Raw genomic sequence first — 24,933 nt, 5'->3', positions numbered from 1 at the left:
CCTGGCCGGGCTCAGGAGGACGACGGCGGAGGGGGTTCGTCCGTCGTCGGGGGCGGCGTCGTCGGGTCCGTCGGGCCCGGGTCCGTCGTGGTCGGAGGCGGTTCCTCCGTCGTCGGCGGCGGCGTGGTCGGCTCCGTGGTCGGCGGGCTCGTGGGCGGGTCGGTCGGCTCGGTCGTCGGGGGCGGTTCCTCCGTCGTCGGCGGCGGGGTGGTCGGCTCGGTGGTCGTCGGCGGGGGTGTCACCGGATCGACGACGACCGGCGGCGGCGCGGTCTGTCCGCGTCCGTCGATCCTGACCACCGCGCCGGAGGGGTTCACCCCGATCCGGGCGCTCCACGCGCCCTGCGGTTCGCGGCCGTGGTCGACGCGGACGGTGACGGTGATCTTCTCGCCCGGCCGGAGGGTTCCGGAGGCCCGGCTCACGTACAGCCAGGGCGCGTCCGTCCACAGCGACCAGTCGACGGGGGAACCCCCGGAGGCGGTGAGCGTGAGCAGCGTCAGGTCCCCGTGGCCGCGCGCGTCGACCGTGATCCAGCCGGCGGCGGGCTCGCCCGGTGCGGCGGGGCCCGCGGGGCCGGTGGGGCCGCCGGGGCTGAGTACCTCGACGGAGACGTCGGGGGCGCGGCTGCCTTGGGTGAAGCGGGCTTCGGGGGTGGTGCGGGCGTTGCCCGCGTTCTCGTAGCGGTCGTACGGGCGTCCGTCGGGGCCGGTCGGTTCGTCCGCCTCGCGCGCGCTGATCCGGGAGCCGTCGCGGGCGCTCGTGTCGGCGACCGGGGTGCCCCGGTAGGAGGTCCACAGGGCGAGGACGGGCGCGGCGACCACGGCGGCGACGACGGTGGTCGTCACCGCGCGGGCCCGCAGCCGGTCGCGGCGGGCCACATGGTCCTTCGGGTCCATGGGGAAACCGGTCGGCGAGAAGCGCGGGGCACCGGCACGCGCGCGGGGGACGTGCAGCATCGCCATGTACGCGGCGGCCCGGGGCGCCTCGACGAGCGGCAGTCGCGCCTGCGGCAGCGATCCGGCGCCGGGCCAGGGACCGGCGGCGCCGACGCGCTCGGCGGCCTTCCGGCAGCGGGGGCAGTCGTCGACGTGCCGGACGAGCTCGGCGCGGAGGGTGGCCGAGAGCAGCACCTGGTGGTCGCCGGTGAGCCGGGCGACGGTGGGGCAGCTGCCGGTCTCGACGACGGCGAGGGCGGCGCGGGTGCGCTCGACCTCGCAGCCGGCGGTGGCGAGGAGCTCGCGGGCGGCGAGCGGGTCGAGGGAGAGCACGGCGGCGACCTGACGGTGGCTGAGACCGTGCCGTACGGCCAGCTCCAGGGCCTCGCGCTGCTCGGGGGTGGTGCCGGCGGCCTCGGGCCAGGCGAGCCGGGCGAGTTCGCCGCGGCGCCGCTCGGCGGTCTCCTCGGGGACCCGGGGCGGCTCGGGGGCGGTGACGGCGGGACGCCCCGTGTGGGCGCCCTGGCGGCGGCGCCGCTGCTCGCCGAGGCTGCGCAGACAGGCCCAGCGGGCGAGGGCGTACAGCCAGGCCGTACGGCCGTCCTCGTCCGAGGGGCAGCGGCCGTGGTGGCGCTCCGCGACGGCGAGGACGTCGCCGAGGACGGCGGTGGCCGTGTCGTGGTCGCACAGCACGGAGAGGCAGTACGTGAAGAGCCCGTCGAGGGCGGCCTCGTAACGGGCGGGGGGCCTCCGGCCGAGCGTGCGCGGTCCCTGGTCCGTGGCGCGGTGCGCCCGGTGTGCGCCGGTGGTGCGTGCGGGGGAATCCAGCCTGCTGCTCGTCACCGGTCGACCGTAGGCAGCAGAGGGGGCGCTTTTCGTACCGGTTGCGTTCTTCTCATTCTTACGGGTGAAGGTATCGCTCGAAAGGGGACAGGAATCCAACATTCCGGGGGCCTGGGGAGACTCGGCGTCCGCTGTCGGTGGGGGCCGCTACGGTGGGCCGCATGGCTGCCCGTACGAAATCGACCAAGGACCGGCCGTCCTACCGCTGCACCGAGTGCGGCTGGCAGACGGCCAAGTGGCTCGGCCGCTGCCCCGAGTGCCAGGCCTGGGGGACGGTCGAGGAGTACGGCGCGCCCGCCGTCCGGACGACCGCGGCGGGCCGGGTCTCCACCGCCGCGGTCCCCATCGGGCAGGTCGACGGCCGCCAGGCGACCGCCCGCTCGACCGGCGTCGACGAGCTGGACCGGGTCCTCGGCGGGGGTCTGGTGCCCGGTGCCGTCGTGCTGCTCGCGGGCGAGCCGGGCGTCGGCAAGTCCACGCTCCTGCTCGACGTGGCGGCCAAGGCGGCCAGCGACGAGCACCGCACGCTCTACGTCACCGGCGAGGAGTCCGCGAGCCAGGTCCGGCTGCGCGCCGACCGGATCAACGCCCTCAGCGACCATCTGTACCTCGCCGCCGAGACCGACCTGTCGGCCGTCCTCGGGCACCTCGATGCCGTGAAGCCCGCGCTGCTGATCATGGACTCGGTGCAGACCGTCGCCTCCCCCGAGATCGACGGCGCGCCCGGCGGCATGGCCCAGGTCCGCGAGGTCGCCGGCGCGCTCATCCGGGCCTCCAAGGAGCGCGGCATGTCCACGCTCCTCGTCGGCCATGTCACCAAGGACGGGGCGATCGCCGGCCCCCGGCTCCTGGAGCACCTGGTCGACGTCGTGCTGAGCTTCGAGGGCGACCGGCACGCGCGCCTGCGGCTGGTCCGGGGCGTGAAGAACCGGTACGGGGCGACCGACGAGGTCGGCTGCTTCGAACTGCACGACGAGGGCATCACGGGTCTGGCCGACCCCTCCGGGCTCTTCCTGACCCGGCGTGACGTGGCCGTGCCGGGCACCTGTCTGACGGTCACCCTGGAGGGCCGCCGCCCGCTGGTCGCCGAGGTCCAGTCGCTGACCGTGGACAGCCAGATCCCGTCCCCGCGCCGGACCGTGTCGGGTCTTGAGACCTCCCGGGTCTCGATGATGCTGGCGGTCCTGGAGCAGCGCGGCCGGATCAGCGCGCTGGGCAAGCGGGACATCTACAGCGCGACCGTGGGCGGCGTGAAGCTCACCGAGCCCGCCGCCGACCTGGCGATCGCGCTCGCGCTCGCCTCCGCGGCGAGCGACACCCCGCTGCCGAAGAACCTGGTGGCGATCGGCGAGGTCGGGCTCGCGGGCGAGGTCCGGCGGGTGACGGGCGTCCAGCGCCGGCTCGCCGAGGCGCACCGGCTGGGCTTCACGCACGCGCTGGTCCCCTCGGACCCGGGCAGGGTGCCGCCCGGCATGAAGGTGACGGAGGTCGCGGACATGGGCGACGCGCTGCGGGTGCTTCCGCGCAGCCGACGCGCGAAGGCGCCGGAGGGGGCGGAGAAGTAGCGGGGCGTGGCCCCTGCCCGCGCGGGGCGTGGCCCCTGCCCGCGCGGGGCGTGGCCCCTGCCCGCGCGGGCAGGGGGCGACCGGCCCACGCCGGGGCGCGGTGGCGGACCGCGCACGCCGGGCCCCGGCCCCGCCGGGGCGAGGCCGGCCGGTCCACGCCGGGCCCCAGCACACCCCGGGGCAGGGCGGAGCAGCCCTCGTCGGGCGGGGTGGCGGTCCGCGTCGGAAGGGTGTGCGGGGCGGCGTGATCCGGTCGTGGGGAGGCTTGGGCGGGCCGCTCGACCCGGCTCCGATGGGTCCGGGCCGGAAGGGCTCGGACGGTCGACTCCGAATGTTCACACCGTGCGGACGGTTCGCTCCGTACGCTTCGCAAAGGCGCGGAGGGTTGGATCCGCGTCGGGGCGGGGACCCCTTTCGGACCACCGTGATCGGTCGGGGGCGGAGGGCGGCGGGGTGGTGTCGCTAGACTTTGCCCTGGTCTCGCCCATCCGTACGAGCCGGAGGAGAGCAGTGGCAGCCAAGGACGGGGCAGCAGCTCCTGGAAAGTCCGGCGCGGGCTCCGGCAACGAAGCGCTGATGCGCGCCGCCCTGAGCGCCGTCGCGCCGGGCACCGCGCTGCGTGACGGCCTGGAGCGGATCCTCCGCGGCAACACGGGCGGTCTCATCGTGCTCGGCCTCGACAAGACGGTCGATTCGATGTGCACCGGCGGTTTCGTGCTGGACGTCGAGTTCGCCGCCACACGCCTGCGTGAGCTGTGCAAACTCGACGGCGCGCTCGTCCTCGACAAGGACATCACCAAGATCCACCGCGCGGGCGTGCAGCTGGTTCCGGACGCCTCCATCCCCACCGAGGAGACCGGCACCCGGCACCGCACGGCGGACCGGGTCTCCAAGCAGTGCAACTTCCCGGTCGTCTCCGTCTCCCAGTCGATGCGGCTGATCGCGCTGTACGTGGACGGTGAGCGCCGGGTCCTGGAGGAGTCGGCGGCGATCCTGTCCCGCGCCAACCAGGCGCTCGCGACCCTGGAGCGGTACAAGCTCCGGCTCGACGAGGTGGCCGGCACGCTCTCCGCGCTGGAGATCGAGGACCTGGTCACGGTCCGGGACGTCACCGCCGTCGCCCAGCGGCTCGAGATGGTCCGCCGGATCGCCACCGAGATCGCCGAGTACGTGGTCGAGCTCGGCACGGACGGTCGGCTCCTCTCGCTCCAGCTGGACGAGTTGATCGCGGGCGTGGAGCCGGAGCGGGAGCTGGTCGTCCGGGACTACGTGCCGGAACCGACCGCCAAGCGCTCGCGGACGGTCGCGGAGGCGCTCACCGAGCTGGACGCGCTGACCCACACCGAGCTGCTCGAACTGCCGGTCGTGGCACGGGCGCTGGGCTACAGCGGTTCGCCCGAGACCCTCGACTCCGCAGTCTCGCCGCGCGGCTACCGGCTCCTCGCCAAGGTGCCGCGGCTGCCGGGCGCGATCATCGAGCGGCTCGTGGAGCACTTCGGCGGGCTGCAGAAGCTGCTCGCCGCCAGTGTGGACGACCTCCAGACCGTGGACGGCGTCGGCGAGGCCCGCGCCCGCAGCGTGCGCGAGGGCCTGTCCCGGCTGGCGGAGTCCTCGATCCTGGAGCGGTACGTCTAGGACGTACCGCTGGTCCCGGGGCCGTACCGCCGGACGTACGCGGGTCCCGGGGCCGTACCGCCGGAACCCGCTCCCCGGACGGGGCTCAGTCGTGCGGCTCAGTCGTGCGGCTCAGTCCTTGGCGAGCGTGAACGAGGCCGGGAGCACCTTCGTGCCCGGCATCGTCGCCTCCACGAGGTAGGTGCCGGGGGCGGCCTGGCCCGCCGGGGCGGTGGCGCACTGCGGGGCGCTGCGCCCGCGGTCCCACTCCACGGTGTGGGTGACGGTGGCGCCCGCGGGGACGCTCAGCACGATCGGGTTTCCGGGGCGCGGGCAGTCCGCGGAGGACCAGACCTCGTCGTCCTGGTTGTCGCTGATCGTCAGAACCGCCGTGCGGGGCCCGAAGTCGGCCTTGCAGTGGGTCTTCGAGGTGTTCTTGGCGACGAGGTGGAAGCGGGGCTTCTCCCCTGCCTCATAGCTGACCTTGGCGCTGCGGAGCGTCAACTGCAGCGCTCCGGCAGGACAGTTCGGGAGCGGGGAATCGACCGGGACCTGCTGTCCCGCACCGGTGCCCGCGCCTCCGTCGCCGCCCGCGCCGTCGGTGTCACCGTTCTTGCCGCCGCCGTCGGTTCCGGCGGCCGTGCCCGCGTCCGTACCGGCGTCGGCGCCCGACCCCGGATCCGTACCGGAGTCGCCCGAGCCGCCGCCGTCGCCGCCGGTCGTGGTGTCGCCGGAGTCGCCGGAGTCGCCCGACTCGTCGCGTCCGCCCGGCTGTTGGCTGATCGCCTCCCCGGTGCCGGAGGGGCCCGGGGTGATGGAGGGAGGGGTGGGAGAGGAGCCGTTGGCCCCGTCGTTCGTCTTCCTCCCGCCCCCGTCAGCGGAGGTGACGGCCCATACGGCGAGGAGTGCGAGAAGCGCCACCAGGCACGCCGCCACCGCCCTCCGTCGCCAGTAGATGGTGGAGGGAAGCGGCCCGACCGGATTGCGCAAAGATCCCACGACCCGAACCTTACGAGAGATCCGGGCCAACTCCCGCCCCACCCGCCGCCCGAGGCATCAAGTTTTGCCGATGATCACATCCATCGGTTCCGGGAACTTTCCCGGAACCGCGCTCCGGCGACCGCGCAACCCCGCCCGAAACCGGCGGGAACCGGACCGAATCGCGAGCACCCCCACTTTCGTCGGGGGTCGTTCTGGCCGTTGGCCCGGGGCGGCGGACTCCGGATTCCGGTTAGCGTCATTCACCATGAACACCCTCCTCGACCTCTCCGACCGGCTCTATCTCGATGTCGCCGACTTCGCCCATGCGACCCCCCACTGGTTCCAGTGGCTCGCCGAGGTCTGGACCGAGGCCGGACTGCTGTTGTTCGGCGCGCTGTTCCTGGCCGGCTGGTGGCGCTCCCGCGAAGGTTCGAGCCGGGCGATGGCGCTCGCGCTGCTCGCCCCGCTCGCCACGGCCTTCGGGTACGTGGTGAGCGAATCGCTGAAGTCGCTGGTCGACGAGGACCGTCCGTGCCGTGCCGTCCTCGGGGCGCCCGACCCGCTCGTCACCTGCCCGCCGTACGGCGACTGGTCCTTCCCAAGCAACCACTCGGCCATCGCCGGAGCGGCCGCGATCGCGCTCGCCCTGTCCTGGCGCGGAATCGTCTGGCTGACCGTGCCGATGGCGCTGCTCATGGCGTTCTCCCGGGTCTTCGTCGGCGTCCACTACCCGCACGACGTGACCGTCGGTCTGTTCCTCGGCGGCCTGGTCGCCTTCCTCGTGATGCGGGCGGCGGTCCGGCCGGTGGGCGCTCTGGTGGAGACGGCCCGGTCGAGCAGGAGCTCGGTCGTGGTGTGGTGCGCGGGGCGCGGGCCCCGGGCTCACGCCCCCGCGCGCGCCGAGGACCTCCCGCGCGCCCGCCACGGCGCGTACTGATCGCGTCGGGGACGTGCCAGGATCGGTGGTGCCATGACTTCCATCGACGCTCCCCTCACGCCTGCCGCCGCCCCTGCCACCCCCGCCGCCGCCGGAGCCCGCGGGGCCTTCGAGGACGCCGAGGCCCTCGCGGCCTCCGCGGCCTCCAGGCCCTCCGCGGACTCCATCGCCTCCGCCGCCTCCATGCCCTCCGCGGACTCCGTGGCCTCCGCGGCCTCCGCGGCCTGCGAGGTCCCCAGCCTCCCGACGCCCCCCGCCGAGCTGCACGGGCCCGTCCTCGCCTGGTTCGACCGGCACGCCCGCGACCTGCCCTGGCGCCACCCCGAGGCCGGCGCGTGGGGCGTGATGGTCAGCGAGTTCATGCTCCAGCAGACGCCCGTCGTCCGGGTCCTCCCGGTGTACGAGCAGTGGCTCGCGCGCTGGCCGCGCCCGGCCGATCTGGCCGCCGACGCCCCCGGCGAGGCGGTCCGCGCCTGGGGCCGGCTCGGCTACCCGCGCCGGGCCCTGCGGCTGCACGCGGCGGCCGTGGCCATAAAGGAACGGCACGGCGGCGACGTACCCAGCGATCACGGGCAGCTGCTCGCACTGCCCGGCATCGGCGAGTACACGGCGGCCGCGGTGGCCTCCTTCGCGTACGGGCAGCGGCACGCCGTCCTGGACACCAATGTGCGCCGGGTCTTCGCACGGGCGGCGACGGGCGTCCAGTACCCGCCGAACGCGACGACGGCCGCGGAACGCCGGCTCGCCCGCGCGCTGCTGCCGGCGGACGAGGCGACGGCCTCCCGCTGGGCCGCCGCCTCGATGGAACTGGGCGCGCTCGTCTGCACGGCGAAGAACGAGGACTGCGGGCGCTGCCCGATCTCCGGGCAGTGCGCCTGGCGGCTCTCGGGGAAGCCCGCGCACGACGGCCCGCCGCGGCGCGGGCAGACGTACGCGGGGACCGACCGGCAGGTCCGGGGCCGGCTCCTCGCGGTGCTGCGGGAGTCGACCGACCCGGTGGCGCAGGCGGCCCTGGACAAGGTCTGGGACGAGCCGGTGCAGCGGGCCAGGGCCCTGGACGGCCTGGTCGCCGACGGCCTGGTCGAACCGCTGGACGACGGGCGCTACCGGCTGCCGCTGGCCTGACGCCGGCCGCGGGCACTATCGGCGGCGGCCCTTGGCCCGAGCCGACGGCCACGGGCACGACCTGCTGCCCCTGGCCCGGGACATCGGCACGACCTGCCGCCCGGGGCCAGGGACGGCACGACCTGCCGTCCCTGGCCCGCGCCGGGCGCTGCCCACTCGCCCCCACCTCGCTGTTACACAACCGATGGGTAGCCGTGCGTCCACCGACGGCTGCCCCGCACAGCCCCGTGACAACCGCTCCGTAGCGTCATCGACGACACGAGGAACGAAGCAGGTCACGGGGTTCGGAGGCGGTTCGGATGAGGCATGGCGAGGTGCTCGATTTCGAGGAGTACGTACGCACGCGGCAGGACGCGCTGCTGCGCAGTGCACGTCGTCTCGTCGCCGACCCCGTCGACGCCCAGGACCTCCTGCAGACGGCTCTCGCCCGTACGTACGGCCGCTGGGACGGCATCGCCGACAAGTCCCTGGCCGACGCCTACCTCCGCCGGGTCATGATCAACACCCGGACCGAGTGGTGGCGCTCCCGCAAGCTCGAAGAGGTGCCCACCGAGCAGCTGCCCGATGCCCGCGTCGAAGACCCGACCGAGCAGCACGCCGACCGGGCCCTCCTCATGGACATCCTGAAGGTCCTCGCGCCGAAGCAGCGCAGCGTCGTCGTCCTGCGGCACTGGGAACAGATGAGCACCGAGGAGACGGCGGCGGCGCTCGGCATGTCGACCGGTACGGTGAAGTCGACGCTCCACCGGGCGCTCGCCCGGCTCCGCCAGGAGCTGGAGAGCCGTGATCTCGACGCCCGCGCCCTGGGGCGGACCGGAGAGCGGACGAGCGTACGAGGCGACGAACGGGGGCGGGAGCGGTGCGCGGCCTAGACGGCGAAGCCGACGGCAGAAGACACGACGGCGAAGGCGACATCGACAGCGGTGGCGGCCCCGGCGGCGACGACCGGTACGGAACCGGGCGGCGCCGCCACGCCCGTACCGCCAAGGCGGCGAGCATCACGGCGGCGGCCGGGCTCGTCGCCGTCGGGCTGTCCATGGCCGCCTGCTCCACCGGCGGCACCGGCTCCCGGGACGAGGGCGCGGCCGCCACCAAGGACGTGGCCGCGGCGGCGCCCACCCCCTCGCCTCCGGCCGACGGCGGGCAGCGGTCCGCCGAGCGGGTGGATCCGATCGAGCTGCTGAAGGCCGACCCGAAGATCGGGGAGCGGTTCAAGGCCGATCTGAAACCCTGCGTCGCGGACGCGTACCCGGTGGACGCCTCGTACGGAAACCTCACGGACGCGCCCTCGCCCGACGTCGTCGTCAACGTGATGACCTGCGGTGACGCCGTCGGCATCGGCACGTATGTGTACCGGAAGCAGAGCGACACGTACGAGAACGTGTTCATGGCGGAGGACGCCGCCGTCTACGCCACGATCGACCGGGGCGAGCTCGTCGTCACCAAGCAGGTCTACGCGAAGGGCGACCCGGTCGCGTACCCCTCGGGCGAGGACGTGATCACGTACCGCTGGGCGGGGAACAGGTTCACCCAGCACGACTGGGTGCACAACGACTACAGCCGGGCCGTCGGCGACGGCGAGGTCACCGAGCCCGCGCCGAGCGAGCTCCCCGTCGGCTGAGCCGTACACCCCCACCCGCAGAGAGATCCGAAGGACACGCACGATGGCCGAGACCCATGTTCTGTTCGTCGAGGACGACGACGTCATCCGTGAAGCCACCCAGCTCGCCCTCGAGCGGGACGGCTTCCGGGTCACGGCCATGCCCGACGGGCTCTCCGGCCTGGACGCCTTCCGGGCGCAGCGGCCGGACATCGCCCTGCTCGACGTGATGCTGCCGGGCATGGACGGGGTCAGCCTCTGCCGCCGGATCCGCGACGAGTCGACCGTGCCGGTGATCATGCTGTCGGCGCGCGCCGACTCGATCGACGTCGTCCTCGGTCTGGAGGCCGGGGCCGACGACTACGTCACCAAGCCCTTCGACGGCTCCGTGCTCATGGCCCGGATCCGCGCCGTCCTCCGTCGCTTCGGGCACGCGGGCGGTCCCGGCGCCGGTGAGCGCGGGGAGGAGGGGCCGGACGGCGGCGGGCTCCTCGCCTTCGGCGATCTGGAGGTCGACACCGACGGCATGGAGGTCCGCAAGGGCGGGACGCCGGTCGCGCTGACGCCGACCGAGATGCGGCTGCTCCTGGAGTTCTCGTCGGCGCCGGGCACCGTGCTGTCCCGGGACAAGCTCCTGGAGCGGGTCTGGGACTACGGCTGGGGCGGCGACACCCGGGTCGTGGACGTCCACGTCCAGCGGCTGCGCGCCAAGATCGGCCAGGACAGGATCGAGACGGTCCGCGGCTTCGGCTACAAGCTCAAGAGCTAGGGCGGCATGATCCACACGACACCCCCCGAGACGGGCACGTACCGGTGAGGCCGTTCCCCCTCCGTACCGGCGTCCGCTGGAAGATCGCCGTCGCCATCGCGGCGGTCGGCGCGCTGATCGCGGTCACCCTGAGCGTGGTCGTGCACAACGCCGCGCGCATCTCGATGCTCGACAACGCGCGCGAGGTGCAGATGGAGCGGCTGCTCTTCGCGCAGCGGATGTACGAGACGGCGAAGCCCAAGGAACCGCGCTTCGGCACGAAGATCAACGACCCGTCGCTGCCCAGCCAGCTCGACCAGCTGATGCGGGACAGGCGGCGCGGTACGTACGTGCAGGAGCACCGGCACGGCGGGCCGCCCGACGTGTGGGCGGCGGTGCCGCTCGCCAATGGTGACGTGCTCTCGCTGCACATCCCCTTCGCCGACCGCAGCGCGACGATCATGAACGATCTGGACCGGGCCCTCGTCATCGGCTCGGTCTCGGTGGTCTTCGGCGGCTGCGCCCTCGGCGTGCTCATCGGCGGCCAGCTCTCGCGGCGGCTGCGGAAGGCCGCCGTCGCGGCCGGCCGGGTCGCCCAGGGGAACACGGACGTACGGGTCAGGGAGGCCGTCGGCGGTGTCGTACGGGACGAGACCGACGATCTGGCGTGGGCGGTCGACGCCCTGACCGACGCCCTCAACGAGCGGATCGAGGCCGAACGGCGGGTCACCGCGGACATCGCGCACGAGCTGCGCACCCCGGTGACCGGGCTGCTCACGGCAGCCGAGCTGCTGCCGCCGGGCCGTCCGACCGAGCTCGTACGGGACCGCGCGCAGGCGATGCGGACGCTGGTCGAGGACGTACTGGAGGTCGCCCGGCTCGACAGCGCGTCGGAGCGGGCGGAGCTCCAGGAGATCGCGCTCGGCGAGTTCGTGGAGCGGCGGGTGCGGGCCCTCGACCCCGAGGTGGTCGTCCGGGTCGTCCACGACTCCTGGGTGAACACCGACCCGCGGCGCCTGGAGCGCGTCCTCGGCAATCTCCTCGCCAACGCCGCCAAACACGGCAAACCGCCGGTGGAGGTCACCGTCGAGGGCCGGGTCGTGCGCGTCCGCGACCACGGTCCCGGTTTCCCGGAGGCGCTGCTGAAGGAGGGCCCGAGCCGGTTCCGTACGGGGACGAGCGACCGCGCGGGCCAGGGCCACGGCCTGGGCCTGACGATCGCGTCCGGCCAGGCGCGGGTCCTGGGGGCCCGGCTGACCTTCCGGAACGTGGCATCCGAGACGGCGCCGAACGGGGTGGGCGGGGCCATCGCGGTGCTGTGGCTGCCGGACCACGCGCCGACGAACACGGGCAGCTTCCCGATCCTGCGGCCGGCCGACTGAGCGTGGCCGGTGGTACGGCGGTGGGGCCGGGTCCTCGAACAGGCCCCGGCCCCACCGCCGTACGCACGCACCTCTCGCGAGGTGATCAGACCGTCTCGGCGACCTTCACCGTGGCGTCGCCCTCGGGCGCCTTCGGGGCCGTCGTCGGGCCGGCGCCGCGGAGCGCCACCTCCTTGACGAAGAAGGCGAGGGCGAGGCCGAGGACGGAGACCGCGGCGGCGACCAGGAAGGCGCCGTGCGTACCCGTCGCGACCGCGTGCTGGTAGGCCTCGCGGAGCGCGTCCGGCAGCTTGGCCAGGCCGGCCGCGTCGAGCTGGGCCGTCCCCTCGGTGAGGCCGGATCCGCCGCGCGACGCCATCTCGTCCTGGACGCGGCTCGTGAAGAGCGCGCCCATGATCGCGACTCCGAAGGAGGAGCCGAGCGTCCGGAAGAGGGTGGTGGAAGAGGAGGCGACGCCCATGTCCTTCATCTCGACGCTGTTCTGGGCGACCAACATGGTGATCTGCATCAGGAAGCCCATGCCGGCGCCGAGGACCGCCATGTGGACGCCGGAGACCAGCCGCGAGGTGTCGGTGTCCATCGTGGAGAGCAGGAAGAGGCCGACCGTCATGAGCGCGCCGCCCGCGATCGGGAACGCCTTGTACTTGCCGGTGCTGGTGGTGAGGCGGCCGACGACCAGCGAGACGACCATCATCGCCAGCAGCATCGGCAGGAGCAGCAGGCCGGAGTTGGTCGCCGAGGCGCCCTGGACGGACTGCTGGAAGATCGGCAGGTAGAGGACCGCGCCGAACATCACGAAGCCGGTGATGAAGCCGATCAGGGACATCAGGGTGAAGTTGCGGCTGCGGAAGATGTGCAGCGGCACGATCGGGTCGCTCGCGCGGGTCTCCACCCACAGGAAGGCGGCGAGCGAGAGCGCTCCGCCGACGGCGAGGCCGACGATGAGGGCCGAGCCCCAGGCGTACTCCGTGCCGCCCCAGGTGGTGAGCAGGACGATCGCGGTGATGCCGACGGTCAGCAGCGCGGCGCCGAGGAAGTCGATCCGGGTGCCCGTGGCGCGCTTCTTCTTCGGCAGGTGCAGAACGCTGGTGACCATGGCGAGGGCGACGGCGCCGAGCGGCAGGTTGATGTAGAAGGACCAGCGCCAGCCCCAGTGGTCGGTGATGGTGCCGCCGACCAGCGGTCCGCCGATCATGGCGAGGGCCATCACGCCGGCCATCAGGCCCTGGTACTTGCCGCGCTCCCGGGGCGGGATGAGGTCGCCGATGATCGCCATCACGCCGACCATGAGGCCGCCGGCGCCGAGGCCCTGGATCGTACGGAAGCCGATGAGCTGGCCCATGTCCTGGGCCATGCCGCTGAGCACCGATCCGATCAGGAAGATCACGATCGAGGTGAGGAAGACGCCCTTGCGGCCGAACATGTCGCCGAGCTTGCCCCAGAGGGGGGTCGAGGCGGCGGTGGCCAGGGTGTAGGCGGTGACGACCCAGGAGAGGTGCTCCAGGCCGCCGAGCTCGCCGACGATGGTCGGCATCGCGGTGCCGATGATCATGTTGTCCAGCATCGCGAGGAGCATCGCGATCATCAGGGCGAGCAGGACGACGCGGACGCTGCGTGGCTGCGGTTCCGTCTCCCCCTGTGCCGCCGGTTTCACTGTCGCCTGCGTGGCCACGTCATCCCCTTACTTGCCGCCCGGCTAGTTACTACACTGGGGACGGTAGACCCGTAACTTGCCGGTCGTCAAGTAAGTTCTTTGGAAAATGGAGGGCACTCATGGCCCGAGGCAACACCCGCCAGCGCATCCAGGACGTGGCCCTGGATCTCTTCGCGGAGCAGGGCTACGAGAAGACCTCCCTGCGCGAGATCGCGGAACGCCTCGACGTCACCAAAGCGGCGCTCTACTACCACTTCAAGACCAAGGAAGACATCCTCATCGGGATCTTCGAGGACCTGACCCGACCCATGGACGAGCTGATCGCCTGGGCCCAGGAGCAGCCCCGAACCCTGGAGACCCGGCAGGAGGTGCTGCGCGGCTACCAGGTGGCGCTGCGCGCGGCGGCCCCGCTCTACCGCTTCATGCAGGAGAACCAGGGGACGGTCCGCGAGCTGAGCGTCGGCCTCACCTTCAAGGAGCGGATGCTCACGCTGACCGGGCTGATCCAGGAGCCGGACTTCGCGATGGTGGACCAGGTGCGCTGCGTCAGCGCGATCTTCACCCTGCACGCGGGCACGTTCTTCATGCAGAACATCGAGGGCGACCCCGAGGAGAAGCACAGGGCCACCCTCGAGGTCGCCCTCGATCTGCTCGATCAGGCCCACCGGGCCTCGTGAGGTCTGTCCGTACGGCTCAGCTCACGGTTCTGCTCACGGCTCAGATGGAGACGCCGTGGGACCGCAGGAAGGCGGCCGGGTTCACGGCGGAGCCGTAGTTCGGGGTCGTACGGATCTCGAAGTGCAGGTGGGGGCCGGAGGAGTTGCCGGTGTTGCCCGAGAGGGCGATCTGCTGGCCGGCGAGGACCTTCTGACCGGCGTACACCTTGATCTTCGACAGGTGCGCGTACTGCGAGTACGTGCCGTTGGCGTGCTTGACGACGATCGCGTTGCCGTACGCGGGGCCGTCGCCGCCGCCGTTCGGGCCGGCCTTCACGACGGTGCCGGAGCCCGCGGCCTTGACCGGGGTGCCGACCGGAACGGCGAAGTCCTGGCCGGAGTGCTTGTGGGCCCACATGGCGCCGCCCTGGTTGTAGCTGGCGGTCAGCGTGTACGAGGAGACCGGCTTGACCCAGGACGGGGCCTTCTTGGCGGCGACCGGCTTCACGGTGACGGCCTTCTTGACCGCGGCGGCCTTCTTGGCGGCCGTGACCTTGGCGGCGGCGGCCTGCTTGGCGGCCGCGGCCTTCGCGGCGGCGGCCTTCGCCTGGGCGGCGACGTGCGCCTGGGCGTCGGCCTGGGCGGCGACGGCGGCGGACGCGGTGACCACGACCGGGGCGGCGGCGGCCTTGCCCTCGGCGGCGAAGGCGGACCCTGCTCCGGTCACCATCGTCGCTCCCAGGCCGGCGGCGGCGAGAGCGACGACGGTGACACGGGCGGCGGGGTTCATGCGCTTCGACATACGGGGGAAACCTCCGGGGAAGTACGGGACCCGACGCGAACGGTGCTCTGCGTCGGGCTTGCTCATCCTTGGTAACCCGGACCCCCACTCAGCCCAAAACACCCCATCTACGACATCAGCTCGTAGCGATCTCCGGGGAAGTTCACCCCTTGACGACCCCGGAGGCCACCTTCGAAATCGGACATACCAGCACAAGAGAACCGGTTTATCCGCATGTCACGGAGAGCCGAACCCCGCAAAACCCCGCCTGGCGTCCGGTTCGGGACCCTCCGGGACCAAAGTCCCGGCGGTTCACTCCTGAACGTCCCGAATCAGCACCAAAGGTCGCCACTATTCCGGTTAGTACCCTTCAAAACGCCTGTGCGCCTTGTCACCAGGCACCGGCCGCCAATGGGACCTGGGTCACGCGACAGAGCCGGAAATCCGCATATGAGCTGACCGCGCGGTCCCTCCCCCGCTACGTTCACCGTCATGACCGACATCGAGCTCGCCGACGCCATCGAGTCCGTACGCGATCAACTCGTCGAGGCGGCCGGCCGCGCCACCGGCAAGCCCGTCGCCTTCGAGGTGGGCGACATCGAGATGGAGTTCACGATCGAGCTCCGCAAGGAGGTGAAGGGCGGGACCAAGGTCAAGGCCTGGGTCGTCGAGGCCGGCGCCGACGCCTCCCGCACGCGGGGCGACACCCACCGCGTCTGCTTCACCCTCAAGCCGCGCAACGCCACGACGAACGGGCCCTGGCTCGTCGGCAACGACGACGCCGGCGACACCTCCGCCTTCGGGGAGACCTCCGCCTTCGGAGACAGCTCCGCCTTCGGAGGCAGCTCCGGATCCGAGTCCGGCTCCGACTCCGTGTCCGGCCCCGGATCCGCGTCCGGCTCCGCCGGTGGGCCCCCGCGTTGACCATCACGACACCGAGTCCCTCCGTACGGCTCCCCGTCGTCGTCCACTCCGAGCAGCACGGACAACAGGGCAGCGGCGTCCTGCTCACCGCCGACACCGTCCTCACCTGCGCACATGTGCTGGGGAACGCCTACACGGCCTGGGTGTCCGTGCCCGGCCGTGCCGAGCGCGTCCTCTGCCAGGTGATCTGGTCGGACCAGCGGCTCGACGCCGCACTGCTCGAAGCCCCGGAGAGCCTGGTCCTGCCCCGCGGCAACCAGTACCGGGCGAAAATCAGCCTGCTCGCCACCGACCGGCCCCTGCCCGACTGCGAGATCCTCGGCTACCCGCGCGTGCAGCGGTACGGCAACGGGCGCCTGGAGAGCGATCAGTACCGGGGCACGCTCCTGCCCCTCGCCGGACTCGTCCGCCGCACGATGGTCGTCGAGCTCGACGCGCCCCCGGCCACCGAACCCGCCGACGGGAGCTCGCCCCTCGCCGGTCTTTCGGGCGGGCCCGTCGTCGCCGGCGACGGGCTGCTCGGCATCGTCCGGGAGATCCCGCGCGGCCGCGGCCACCGACGGGTCACCTGCGTGCCCCTGCGCGCCATCGCCGCCGACGCCGACTTCCTCGTCGCGTTCACCCAGGCCACCGGCCGGGGCTTCCCCTCGCTCACCGCCCTCACCCGGCACAGCTCGACCGACTCCCCCTACGAGCAGGAGTACGGGGAGGCCGTCGGCGCCGCATACCGCAGGACGCGGGTCTTCGGCCTCGACGAACTCGGCAGGCGCGCGGCCGAGTGGGACCTGGACACCGCCTATCTCTCGCTGGAGGCCGCGGCGCGGGAGCACGACACGGCTCCCGTCCCGCAGCGCATCGACGAACTCCTCGCCTCCCGCCCCCGCGTCCTCCTCCGCGGCGACGCGGGCGCGGGCAAGACCACCCTGGTCTGGTGGCTCGCCGCCCACGCCGCCGACGGCACCCTCGGCCCCCAGCTCGCCGAGCTGAACGGCCTCGTCCCCTTCGTCGTCCCGCTCCGGACCCTCCGGGCGCGCGGCACCGGTTTCCCCTCCCCCGCCGAGCTCCCCGGGCTCGCGGGCCTGATGGTCGACTCCCCGCCCGACGGCTGGGCCGGCCGGGTCCTGTCCGGCGGACGGGCGCTGCTCCTCGTCGACGGCCTCGACGAGGTGCCCCAGGAGAGCCGGGAGGCCGCACACGCCTGGCTCTCGGCGCTCCTCGCCCGCTTCCCCCGCACCCGCTGTGTGGCGACCGTGCGGCCGCTCGCCGTGGAGCCGGAGTGGCTGGCCGCCGAGGGCTTCGAGGAGCTGACGCTCCTGCCCATGCGGGACCAGGACATCCAGGCCTTCGTCACCGCCTGGCACGAGGCCGCCCGCCTCGACGGCGACGATCCGGAGGCCCTGACGAGCCTCGAACAGGACCTGCTCCAGCAGTTCCTGAACAACCCGACGCTCTCCGACCTGGCCCGTACCCCGCTCCTCTGCGCGGTCATCTGCGCGCTCCACCGGTTACGGGAGGGCTTCCTGCCGCAGACCCGCTGGGCGCTGTACGACTCCGCCCTGCAGATGCTCCTCGGCACCCGTGACGACCGGCGCCGGATCGACGCCCCCGACGGCATCCGGATGTCGGTCGAGGAACACCGGCAGCTTCTCCAACGGCTCGCGGCCTGGCTGGTCCGGGGCGGCCAGACGGAGTTCACCCGCGAGCAGGCGCTGCACCGGCTGAACCGCACGCTGCCGGGGATGCCACGGGTCGCGGAACAGGGGACGCCCGAAGAGATCCTCACCCACCTCCTCAACCGCAGCGGCCTGCTCCAGGAGCGGACGGACGACGTCTTCCAGTTCGCGCACCGCACGTTCCAGGACTTCCTCGCGGCGAAGGAGTTCGTGGAGGACGACCTCGTACCGGAGCTGCTGCGCCACGCGGGGGAGGAACAGTGGCACGACGTCCTCCTGCTCGCGGCCGGCCACTGCTCACGCCGCGAGCTGCCCGTCCTCGTCGAGGGTCTGCTCACGGCGGGCTCGGCCGAGCGGGACTGGGACCTGAAGGCCACCTTGTACGTACTCGCGGCGCTGGGCGCCCAGCATGCGGCGTGGCTGTCCGAGCCCCTGCATCGCCGTATCCGGGATGCCGTGGCCTCGGTACTGCCCCCACGGACCACCGAGCAGGTGCAGCAGCTGGCCGGGCTCGGCCCGTACGTTCTGCCGCTGCTGCCCGGCCCCCACCCGGACGGACGGTCCGACGAGCACGTGATCGAGGTGATCTGCGCGGTCGGCGGTGCGGAAGCCGTCCCGTACGCCCGCGGTTTCGTGAGCTCGCAGTTCGCCTACCGGCTGGCCTTCCACTGGCGCTCCTTTCCCCTCGCCACCTACGCCCGCGAGATCCTGGTCCGCCTGGACTTCGCCACCACGCCCCTGCCCGTCTCGACCCGGGCGGAACTCGCCCACGTGGACTTGCTCGGCCGCGTCGCGCACGTGGGCTTCTTCGGCGACTTCACCGGCGAGGAACTCGCCCGGGCCATCGCCTGTACGCGCCCCGACCGGGTCGAGATCTTCAGCAACGCCGTTCTGGACGGCGTGGAGTGGCTCCGGGACTGCGCCGTGACACCCCGGAGTCTCACCATCAAGGACTGTCCCCGCGTGACCGATCTGCTCCCGCTCACCGAGCTGCGGGGCCTTGAGGTGATCCAGCTCCAGGATCTGCTCCTTCGCCCCGACGACGTGCGTGCCCTCGCCGCCATGCCCGGACTGCGGCTCCTCAGCCTGCCTCAGGTCATCGCGCTCGGTCCGCTCGACCTCGAGGCCCTGCGGGCGGCCCGGCCCGACCTCGACCTCCGTACCGTCCGAGGCACGCGTACCGTCTGAGGCACGCGCAACAAAGGGGCGGCCCCGGAACCTGATGGTTCCGGGGCCGCCCCTGGTGCTCAGGCGCTGAGCCTTACGCGTCCTTCGACAGGTTCGGGCCCGTGCCGCCCGTCGCCTCGATCGGCGGGGCGTCCGGCAGAGCCGTCTTCTCCTCGCCGCGGAAGGTGAAGGTGCGCTCGTCGCCCTCGCCCTCCGTGTCCACGACCACGATGTGACCGGGGCGCAGCTCGCCGAAGAGGATCTTCTCCGACAGCGAGTCCTCGATCTCGCGCTGGATCGTCCGGCGCAGCGGCCGGGCGCCCATCACGGGGTCGTAGCCCTTCTTGGCGAGCAGCTCCTTCGCGGACTGGGAGAGCTCGATGCCCATGTCCCGGTCCTTGAGGCGCTCGTCGACGCGGCCGATCATCAGGTCGACGATCTGGAGGATGTCCTCCTGCGTCAGCTGCGGGAAGACGATGATGTCGTCCACACGGTTGAGGAACTCCGGGCGGAAGTGCTGCTTCAGCTCGTCGCTGACCTTGGCCTTCATCCGCTCGTAGTTGGACTTCGTGTCGCCCTGGGCGGCGAAGCCCAGGTTGAAGCCCTTCGAGATGTCCCTGGTCCCGAGGTTGGTGGTCATGATGATGACCGTGTTCTTGAAGTCCACGACCCGGCCCTGGGAGTCGGTCAGGCGACCGTCCTCCAGGATCTGGAGAAGGGAATTGAAGATATCGGGGTGGGCCTTCTCGACCTCGTCGAAGAGGACGACGGAGAACGGCTTGCGGCGCACCTTCTCGGTGAGCTGGCCGCCCTCTTCGTAGCCGACGTATCCGGGCGGCGAACCGAAGAGACGGGAAACCGTGTGCTTCTCGCTGAACTCCGACATGTCGAGGGAGATCATCGCGTCCTCGTCGCCGAAGAGGAATTCGGCGAGCGCCTTCGAAAGCTCGGTCTTACCGACACCGGACGGACCGGCGAAGATGAACGAGCCACCGGGGCGCTTCGGGTCCTTCAGACCGGCACGCGTACGGCGGATGGCCCGCGAGAGGCCGATGACGGCGTCCTTCTGCCCGATGACGCGCTTGTGGAGCTCGTCCTCCATGCGGAGCAGGCGGCTGGACTCCTCCTCGGTCAGCTTGAAGACCGGGATGCCCGTGGCGGTCGCGAGGACCTCGGCGATCAGATCGCCGTCGACCTCGGCCACGACGTCCATGTCGCCGGCCTTCCACTCCTTCTCGCGCTTGGCCTTCGCGGCGAGGAGCTGCTTCTCCTTGTCACGGAGAGAGGCGGCCTTCTCGAAGTCCTGCGAGTCGATCGCGGACTCCTTGTCGCGGCGGACGCCGGCGATCTTCTCGTCGAACTCGCGGAGGTCCGGCGGCGCGGTCATCCGGCGGATGCGCATCCGGGAGCCGGCCTCGTCGATCAGGTCGATCGCCTTGTCCGGGAGGAAGCGGTCCGAGATGTACCGGTCGGCCAGGGTCGCGGCCTGGACGAGGGCCTCGTCGGTGATGGAGACCCGGTGGTGGGCCTCGTACCGGTCGCGCAGACCCTTGAGGATCTCGATCGTGTGCGGCAGCGACGGCTCGGCGACCTGGATCGGCTGGAAGCGGCGCTCGAGGGCCGCGTCCTTCTCCAGGTACTTCCGGTACTCGTCCAGCGTGGTCGCACCGATGGTCTGGAGCTCACCGCGGGCCAGCATCGGCTTGAGGATGCTGGCGGCGTCGATCGCGCCCTCGGCGGCACCCGCACCCACGAGGGTGTGGAGCTCGTCGATGAACAGGATGATGTCGCCGCGGGTGCGGATCTCCTTGAGGACCTTCTTCAGGCGCTCCTCGAAGTCACCGCGGTAGCGGGAGCCGGCGACCAGCGCGCCGAGGTCGAGGGTGTAGAGGTGCTTGTCCTTGAGGGTCTCGGGCACCTCGCCCTTGACGATGGCCTGCGCCAGGCCTTCGACGACGGCGGTCTTGCCGACGCCGGGCTCGCCGATCAGCACCGGGTTGTTCTTGGTGCGGCGGGACAGCACCTGCATGACCCGCTCGATCTCCTTCTCGCGCCCGATGACCGGGTCGAGCTTGGATTCGCGGGCCGCCTGGGTGAGGTTGCGCCCGAACTGGTCGAGGACCAGGGACGTCGAGGGGGTGCCCTCGGCAGGACCGCCGGCCGTGGCGGCTTCCTTGCCCTGGTAGCCGGAGAGCAGCTGGATGACCTGCTGCCGCACCCGGTTGAGGTCGGCGCCCAGCTTCACGAGGACCTGGGCGGCGACGCCCTCGCCCTCGCGGATCAGGCCGAGCAGGATGTGCTCGGTGCCGATGTAGTTGTGGCCGAGCTGGAGGGCCTCACGGAGCGAGAGCTCCAGGACCTTCTTGGCGCGAGGGGTGAAGGGGATGTGCCCGGACGGGGCCTGCTGCCCCTGACCGATGATCTCCTCCACCTGCTGGCGGACCGCCTCGAGCGAAATCCCGAGGCTCTCCAGGGCCTTAGCGGCGACACCCTCACCCTCGTGGATAAGGCCCAGAAGGATGTGCTCGGTGCCGATGTAGTTGTGGTTGAGCATCCGGGCTTCTTCCTGAGCCAGGACGACAACCCGCCGCGCGCGGTCGGTGAACCTCTCGAACATCGTTAATCGCTCCTCAGAGCGGTCAGTCAGTTAGGGGTCGATCCCCTCCCTGTCCTTCCGCAGCTTAGTCCCGCAAGCGGGGACCGCTCATTCCAACTGCCGACATCCGTCCGGATCACCCCCTCTTCCGCGGGGAGACCTGCTGCCGAACAGCCGACAAATGCTCCAACCCGATGGTGCGAGACGATGTTCCCGCAGGCCAAGTAGTTACCCGCGTCATCAGTACGCCGATGGCGAACGTGAGACGCCGAAGCCCGCGAAGTCGCCCCTCTCCACTAGGAATGTCTTACCCGTAAGGACTGACACTCCATGCGGCGTACCCCGGTTCCCTCCGCTACCAGCGAACACCCTTGCGCTGCCGAATGCACCCGTACACCCCATCACGGACACCTTGCGCGTTCGGAGCGGGACCGAGCGTCACCGGGAACCGGGAGTCGGGCGGCCGTCGCGCCCTCTCGGGCGTAACCGACGTGCCTCTCCGGTAGTTCCCAGGGCATGCCCTTCACCGTCCCGCTTCCCCGTACGCCGATCGACGGCGCTCTCGCACGGTGGTACGAGGACGAGCTCGGCTGGGCGACGGTGGCCGGCCCGCCGGTGCAGCTGGTCACGGGAGTGCGCTTCGACGTCCTGGAGCTGCCCGCGACGGCCGGCCGCGGTGTACTGCGCAGGATGGGTCCGGCGACGGGTCCGGTGGCCCTGCTGGGGCGCCGGATGCGGTGGCTCGTGGCCGCGGGGAGCGCGGAGGAGCTACCGGGCCTGCTCGACTGGCTCGAGTGGGGCGGGATCTCGCTGGATCTCGCCGCGCTGGGCACCGACGGCCGGATGACCGCGCCCCTTCCCCCGGGGCGGGGCGGTTCCGGCGCGCCGGGCGCCGCCGTGTGGCTGCGGGCCCCGGCACCGGGCCGCGAGGTCGAGTCCTCGCTGCCGGCGCTGCGGTCCGCGCCGTGGGGCGAGGGGACCGCCCCGTGCTTGGTGCGTCTCGTGGCCGCCGCCGCGGCGGAGTGCCACCGGGTGCGGCTGCTGAGTGCCCGGGCCCTGGGGCCGGCGGCTCAGCAGCTGTCGCCTCAGCGGTTCGCGTCCTCGTAGGCAGCCTTGATGTCGGCGGGAACGCGACCGCGGTCGTTCACGTTCATGCCGTTCTCCTTGGCCCACGCGCGGATCTTCGCGGTGTCCTGGCTGCCCGTCGCCACTGCGCGGCCCTTGCCGCGTCCACCGGTGGTGCGACCACCGGTACGACGGCCACTCGTGGTGTACGGCTCGAGCAGGCCACGGAGCTTTTCCGCGTTGGCGGTGGTGAGGTCGATCTCGTAGGTCTTGCCGTCCAGCGCGAACGTCACGGTCTCGTCCGCCTCGACGCCGTCGAGGTCGTCGACAAGAAGGACCTGAACCTTCTGTGCCACCGGATTTCCTTTCATCGAAAATGCAGTACGCGGAAAGGAAACCGCTTTTCCCGGAAAAACACAAACCCCTGGCAGAGGTTCAGAACCTCGGCAACGCGGGAAACGTGCGCGATTCGGACATAGGGTTCCGCCGGGGTTCCGTGTGGGCTTCCGTCCGGCGTTCCTCGGGGTTCCGCCTCACAGGTGCAGAAGCATCCGGCTGTTGCCCAAGGTGTTCGGCTTCACTCGTTCGAGACCGAGGAACTCGGCGACTCCCTCGTCATAGGAACGGAGGAGCTCGCTGTAGACATCTCCGTCGACCGGGGTCTCGCCGATCTCGACGAAGCCGTGCTTCGCGAAGAAGTCGACTTCGAAGGTCAGGCAGAATACCCGCCGCACCCCGAGCCATCGGGCCGTGTGCAACAACTTGTCCAGCACCTGATGTCCTACGCCGGCGCCCTTGAAGTCGGGATCGACGGCGAGAGTACGGACTTCGGCGAGGTCTTCCCACATCACGTGGAGAGCGCCGCAGCCGACGACGGTGGCGTCCTCGTCGCGTTCCGCCACCCAGAACTCCTGGATGGACTCGTAAAGGGTCACGGTCGCCTTGTCGAGCAGGATCCCGCGCTGGACGAAGGGATCGACGAGACGGCGGACCGCGGCGACATCTCCGGTACGGGCCCTGCGTACGGTGACGGCTTTGGCGGAGGCCGCGGAGGCGGCCGGGGAAGCGGACTGCGACATGGGGGGACGCTATCGCCCCCGGGCCGCCGTTATCGCTCCTGGGCTCCGGTTCCCTCGGTTCCCTCGGCGCCCTGGGTGCCCTGGGTGCCCTGGGTGCCCTGGGTGCCCTGGGCGCCCTCGGCTACTTCCTCGGCGCCCTCGGTTACTTCCTCGGGCGCGGCAGAGGTGGGGGCGGGGTCGGGAAGCGGGTTGTCGCGCTGGACGATACGGATGGCGTCGTTCAGGGCCTCGCGCTGGTCCTGCGACATCATCCCGAAGAAGGCGATGAGCGCGGCGGCCGGGTTGTCGCTCTGGGCCCATCCCTCGTTCATCAGCGCGGCCGCGTATGCGGCGCGGGTGGAGACCGCCGTATATCGATAGGCGCGGCCTTCGACTTCTCTGCGGACCCAGCCCTTCTGATGGAGATTGTCCATGACGGTCATGACGGTGGTGTAGGCGATGGACCGTTCCTGCTGAAGGTCCTCGAGAACTTCTCGGACGGTCACCGGACGGTTCCATTGCCAGACGCGCGTCATGACGGCGTCTTCGAGCTCTCCCAAAGGACGGGGCACAACGCCACTTTAGTGCGCATAGAGTCAGTAACAGGCCATTGACGGAAAGAAACGCAACAAAAAGGACGTACGGCCTCGAAGGGTCGCACGTCCCGGGTACCGCGGTGTCCGAGCGGACCTCAGTCCCTGCTGCCGCTGTCCGACGGCTGGCGCACGGCCTCGGCGCGGGCGATCGCGGCGTCCACGATCGCGTCCTCCTTGGCCTTGTTCGGACCACCCTGGCTCTTGATGATGATGGCCACGATGCCAAAGAAGAACACGGCCATCACGACGGGGGGCACGAGCGCGGATACGTAGTCCATGGCGACCAGACTAGCTATCCGGCGACGCGTTCTTCCGGCGGGGGCGGGGGTACGGGCCTTCGGCGTGGCGGGAAGACCTCGGACGGCTTGGGCACCGGGCGCTCGGCCGGGGCCGGCGGCGTCGGCTTGGGCTCGTCGGCCGCCGCGCGCCCGCCGGGGAGGGCGAGCAGCCGGGCCCTGGGGGCGGGGGTGGCCGCCGTGGGGGTGGTGGTGGCCTGGGAGACCCGGGCCAGGCGCGCGCGTACCGAGCGCTCGGCGAGGATCTGGCAGCGGGCGAGCAGCGCGGCGGCCGCGGGGTTGCGGCGCAGCGCGCGCAGGGCGGCGAGGTCGTCGGCCGCGGGGTCGTACCCGGCCGCGAGGGCGTCCTGGAGGAGCTCCAGATAGCCGCTGAGCGACCCCGGCAGCGCCTTGCGGTAGCGGGCCAGGTCGTCGAGGAGGAAGGCGCGCAGTCGGCCGGCCTCGCGCACGGCCTCGTCCACGGATTCGGCCAGGCGCAGCGCGTCCTGGACGTCCTCGTCCTGGAGGGGGGCGGGGTGGAGGGCGACGGCGAGGGCACGGCGGAGCACACGCAGCTCGTCCGCGCTGAACGCCATGCCGCCGCGGGATCCGTATGGCGTGGGCATGGGCCGACGATACGCGCTAATCGGACAATTTTCTCTTAGCGATCATTCCGGCGCGTCGACGACGCCGGACCCGCGCCGGGGGCCGACGGGGCGCCGCCGGGGCTCGTCATCGGGGAGCGCTGGCTGACGGGG

The 24,933-nt window shown here is 71.8% G+C and carries 22 protein-coding genes; 12 read left to right on the top strand and 10 right to left on the bottom strand.

Going from position 1 to position 24,933, the window contains the following annotated elements:
• Positions 1 to 11: 11 nt before the first annotated feature.
• Entirely contained in the window at positions 12 to 1,778 is a 1,767-nt protein-coding gene (locus N5875_RS21705; protein ID WP_338495486.1) for a hypothetical protein, read from the bottom strand.
• A 161-nt stretch (positions 1,779 to 1,939) separates the two neighbouring features.
• Here N5875_RS21705 and radA point away from each other — a divergent pair, with 161 nt between their 5' ends.
• Together radA and disA are read left to right on the top strand one after the other, a co-directional pair.
• Positions 1,940 to 3,343 (top strand): DNA repair protein RadA, encoded by a 1,404-nt coding sequence (gene radA, locus N5875_RS21700; RefSeq protein ID WP_318210666.1) that lies wholly within the window; start codon positions 1,940 to 1,942, stop codon positions 3,341 to 3,343.
• 510 nt (positions 3,344 to 3,853) lie between these two features.
• Positions 3,854 to 4,978 (top strand): DNA integrity scanning diadenylate cyclase DisA, encoded by a 1,125-nt coding sequence (gene disA, locus N5875_RS21695; RefSeq protein ID WP_209495406.1) that lies wholly within the window; start codon positions 3,854 to 3,856, stop codon positions 4,976 to 4,978.
• A 111-nt stretch (positions 4,979 to 5,089) separates the two neighbouring features.
• Here the strand turns inward: disA and N5875_RS21690 are convergent, their stop codons facing one another.
• The gene (locus N5875_RS21690; RefSeq protein ID WP_338495484.1) at positions 5,090 to 5,956 is read right to left on the bottom strand and encodes a hypothetical protein; all 867 of its coding nucleotides are present in this window, start codon (positions 5,954 to 5,956) and stop codon (positions 5,090 to 5,092) included.
• A 247-nt stretch (positions 5,957 to 6,203) separates the two neighbouring features.
• On the opposite strand from N5875_RS21690, the gene N5875_RS21685 reads away from it, so the two are divergent.
• From N5875_RS21685 to cseC, 6 genes are all read left to right on the top strand, one after another.
• Positions 6,204 to 6,875 (top strand): phosphatase PAP2 family protein, encoded by a 672-nt coding sequence (locus N5875_RS21685; protein ID WP_318210664.1) that lies wholly within the window; start codon positions 6,204 to 6,206, stop codon positions 6,873 to 6,875.
• 183 nt (positions 6,876 to 7,058) lie between these two features.
• Positions 7,059 to 8,000, top strand: a complete 942-nt coding sequence (locus N5875_RS21680) for an A/G-specific adenine glycosylase (RefSeq protein WP_338499229.1) — start codon at positions 7,059 to 7,061, stop codon at positions 7,998 to 8,000.
• A gap of 299 nt (positions 8,001 to 8,299) precedes the next feature.
• Positions 8,300 to 8,872, top strand: coding sequence for a SigE family RNA polymerase sigma factor (locus N5875_RS21675; RefSeq protein ID WP_318210663.1), 573 nt, complete (start codon positions 8,300 to 8,302; stop codon positions 8,870 to 8,872).
• Complete coding sequence (locus N5875_RS21670) at positions 8,860 to 9,621, top strand: hypothetical protein (protein ID WP_338495483.1); 762 nt, start codon at positions 8,860 to 8,862, stop codon at positions 9,619 to 9,621. The genes N5875_RS21675 and N5875_RS21670 overlap by 13 nt, the downstream gene beginning before the upstream one ends.
• 43 nt (positions 9,622 to 9,664) lie before the next feature.
• Positions 9,665 to 10,369, top strand: a complete 705-nt coding sequence (gene cseB, locus N5875_RS21665; protein WP_055599253.1) for a two-component system response regulator CseB — start codon at positions 9,665 to 9,667, stop codon at positions 10,367 to 10,369.
• A gap of 44 nt (positions 10,370 to 10,413) precedes the next feature.
• Positions 10,414 to 11,730, top strand: coding sequence for a two-component system sensor histidine kinase CseC (cseC, locus tag N5875_RS21660; protein WP_318210661.1), 1,317 nt, complete (start codon positions 10,414 to 10,416; stop codon positions 11,728 to 11,730).
• 85 nt (positions 11,731 to 11,815) lie between these two features.
• On the opposite strand, the gene N5875_RS21655 is transcribed toward cseC, so the two are convergent.
• Entirely contained in the window at positions 11,816 to 13,402 is a 1,587-nt protein-coding gene (locus tag N5875_RS21655) for an MDR family MFS transporter (protein ID WP_338495480.1), read from the bottom strand.
• 101 nt (positions 13,403 to 13,503) lie between these two features.
• Here N5875_RS21655 and N5875_RS21650 point away from each other — a divergent pair, with 101 nt between their 5' ends.
• Positions 13,504 to 14,061, top strand: a complete 558-nt coding sequence (locus tag N5875_RS21650) for a helix-turn-helix domain-containing protein (protein WP_318210659.1) — start codon at positions 13,504 to 13,506, stop codon at positions 14,059 to 14,061.
• A gap of 40 nt (positions 14,062 to 14,101) precedes the next feature.
• On the opposite strand, the gene N5875_RS21645 is transcribed toward N5875_RS21650, so the two are convergent.
• A complete protein-coding gene (locus N5875_RS21645) occupies positions 14,102 to 14,842 on the bottom strand; it encodes a M23 family metallopeptidase (RefSeq protein ID WP_318210658.1) in 741 nt (246 codons plus the stop codon).
• 471 nt (positions 14,843 to 15,313) lie between these two features.
• On the opposite strand from N5875_RS21645, the gene N5875_RS21640 reads away from it, so the two are divergent.
• Complete coding sequence (locus N5875_RS21640; RefSeq protein WP_338495478.1) at positions 15,314 to 15,745, top strand: trypco2 family protein; 432 nt, start codon at positions 15,314 to 15,316, stop codon at positions 15,743 to 15,745.
• On the top strand, positions 15,742 to 18,606 hold the full coding sequence (locus N5875_RS21635; RefSeq protein ID WP_338495476.1) for an NACHT domain-containing protein: 2,865 nt from the start codon (positions 15,742 to 15,744) through the stop codon (positions 18,604 to 18,606). The genes N5875_RS21640 and N5875_RS21635 overlap by 4 nt, the downstream gene beginning before the upstream one ends.
• Positions 18,607 to 18,679: 73 nt before the next feature.
• Here N5875_RS21635 and N5875_RS21630 read toward each other — a convergent pair whose 3' ends face one another.
• The gene (locus N5875_RS21630; RefSeq protein WP_030324202.1) at positions 18,680 to 21,202 is read right to left on the bottom strand and encodes an ATP-dependent Clp protease ATP-binding subunit; all 2,523 of its coding nucleotides are present in this window, start codon (positions 21,200 to 21,202) and stop codon (positions 18,680 to 18,682) included.
• A gap of 495 nt (positions 21,203 to 21,697) precedes the next feature.
• Here N5875_RS21630 and N5875_RS21625 point away from each other — a divergent pair, with 495 nt between their 5' ends.
• Positions 21,698 to 22,288, top strand: coding sequence for an SCO3374 family protein (locus tag N5875_RS21625; RefSeq protein ID WP_318210655.1), 591 nt, complete (start codon positions 21,698 to 21,700; stop codon positions 22,286 to 22,288).
• Here N5875_RS21625 and N5875_RS21620 read toward each other — a convergent pair.
• From N5875_RS21620 to N5875_RS21600, 5 genes are all read right to left on the bottom strand, one after another.
• On the bottom strand, positions 22,267 to 22,602 hold the full coding sequence (locus N5875_RS21620; RefSeq protein ID WP_030324199.1) for an Lsr2 family protein: 336 nt from the start codon (positions 22,600 to 22,602) through the stop codon (positions 22,267 to 22,269). The genes N5875_RS21625 and N5875_RS21620 overlap by 22 nt on opposite strands.
• 177 nt (positions 22,603 to 22,779) lie before the next feature.
• Positions 22,780 to 23,325 carry an amino-acid N-acetyltransferase gene (locus N5875_RS21615; protein WP_318210654.1) on the bottom strand — a complete coding sequence of 182 codons (546 nt, stop codon included), beginning with the start codon at positions 23,323 to 23,325 and terminating at the stop codon, positions 22,780 to 22,782.
• Positions 23,326 to 23,354: 29 nt separating this feature from the next.
• Positions 23,355 to 23,876: a BlaI/MecI/CopY family transcriptional regulator gene (locus tag N5875_RS21610; protein ID WP_338495473.1), complete on the bottom strand. Its 522-nt coding sequence runs from the start codon at positions 23,874 to 23,876 to the stop codon at positions 23,355 to 23,357.
• A gap of 119 nt (positions 23,877 to 23,995) precedes the next feature.
• A complete protein-coding gene (locus N5875_RS21605) occupies positions 23,996 to 24,178 on the bottom strand; it encodes a hypothetical protein (RefSeq protein ID WP_318210652.1) in 183 nt (60 codons plus the stop codon).
• 14 nt (positions 24,179 to 24,192) lie between these two features.
• The gene (locus N5875_RS21600; protein WP_318210937.1) at positions 24,193 to 24,771 is read right to left on the bottom strand and encodes a hypothetical protein; all 579 of its coding nucleotides are present in this window, start codon (positions 24,769 to 24,771) and stop codon (positions 24,193 to 24,195) included.
• Positions 24,772 to 24,933 lie beyond the last annotated feature (162 nt).

Source organism: Streptomyces sp. SJL17-4 (assembly GCF_036826855.1).
Taxonomy (GTDB): Bacteria; Actinomycetota; Actinomycetes; order Streptomycetales; family Streptomycetaceae; genus Streptomyces.
Note: the sequence above shows the minus strand (reverse complement) of the source record. Positions and strands in the feature narration are given on the sequence as shown.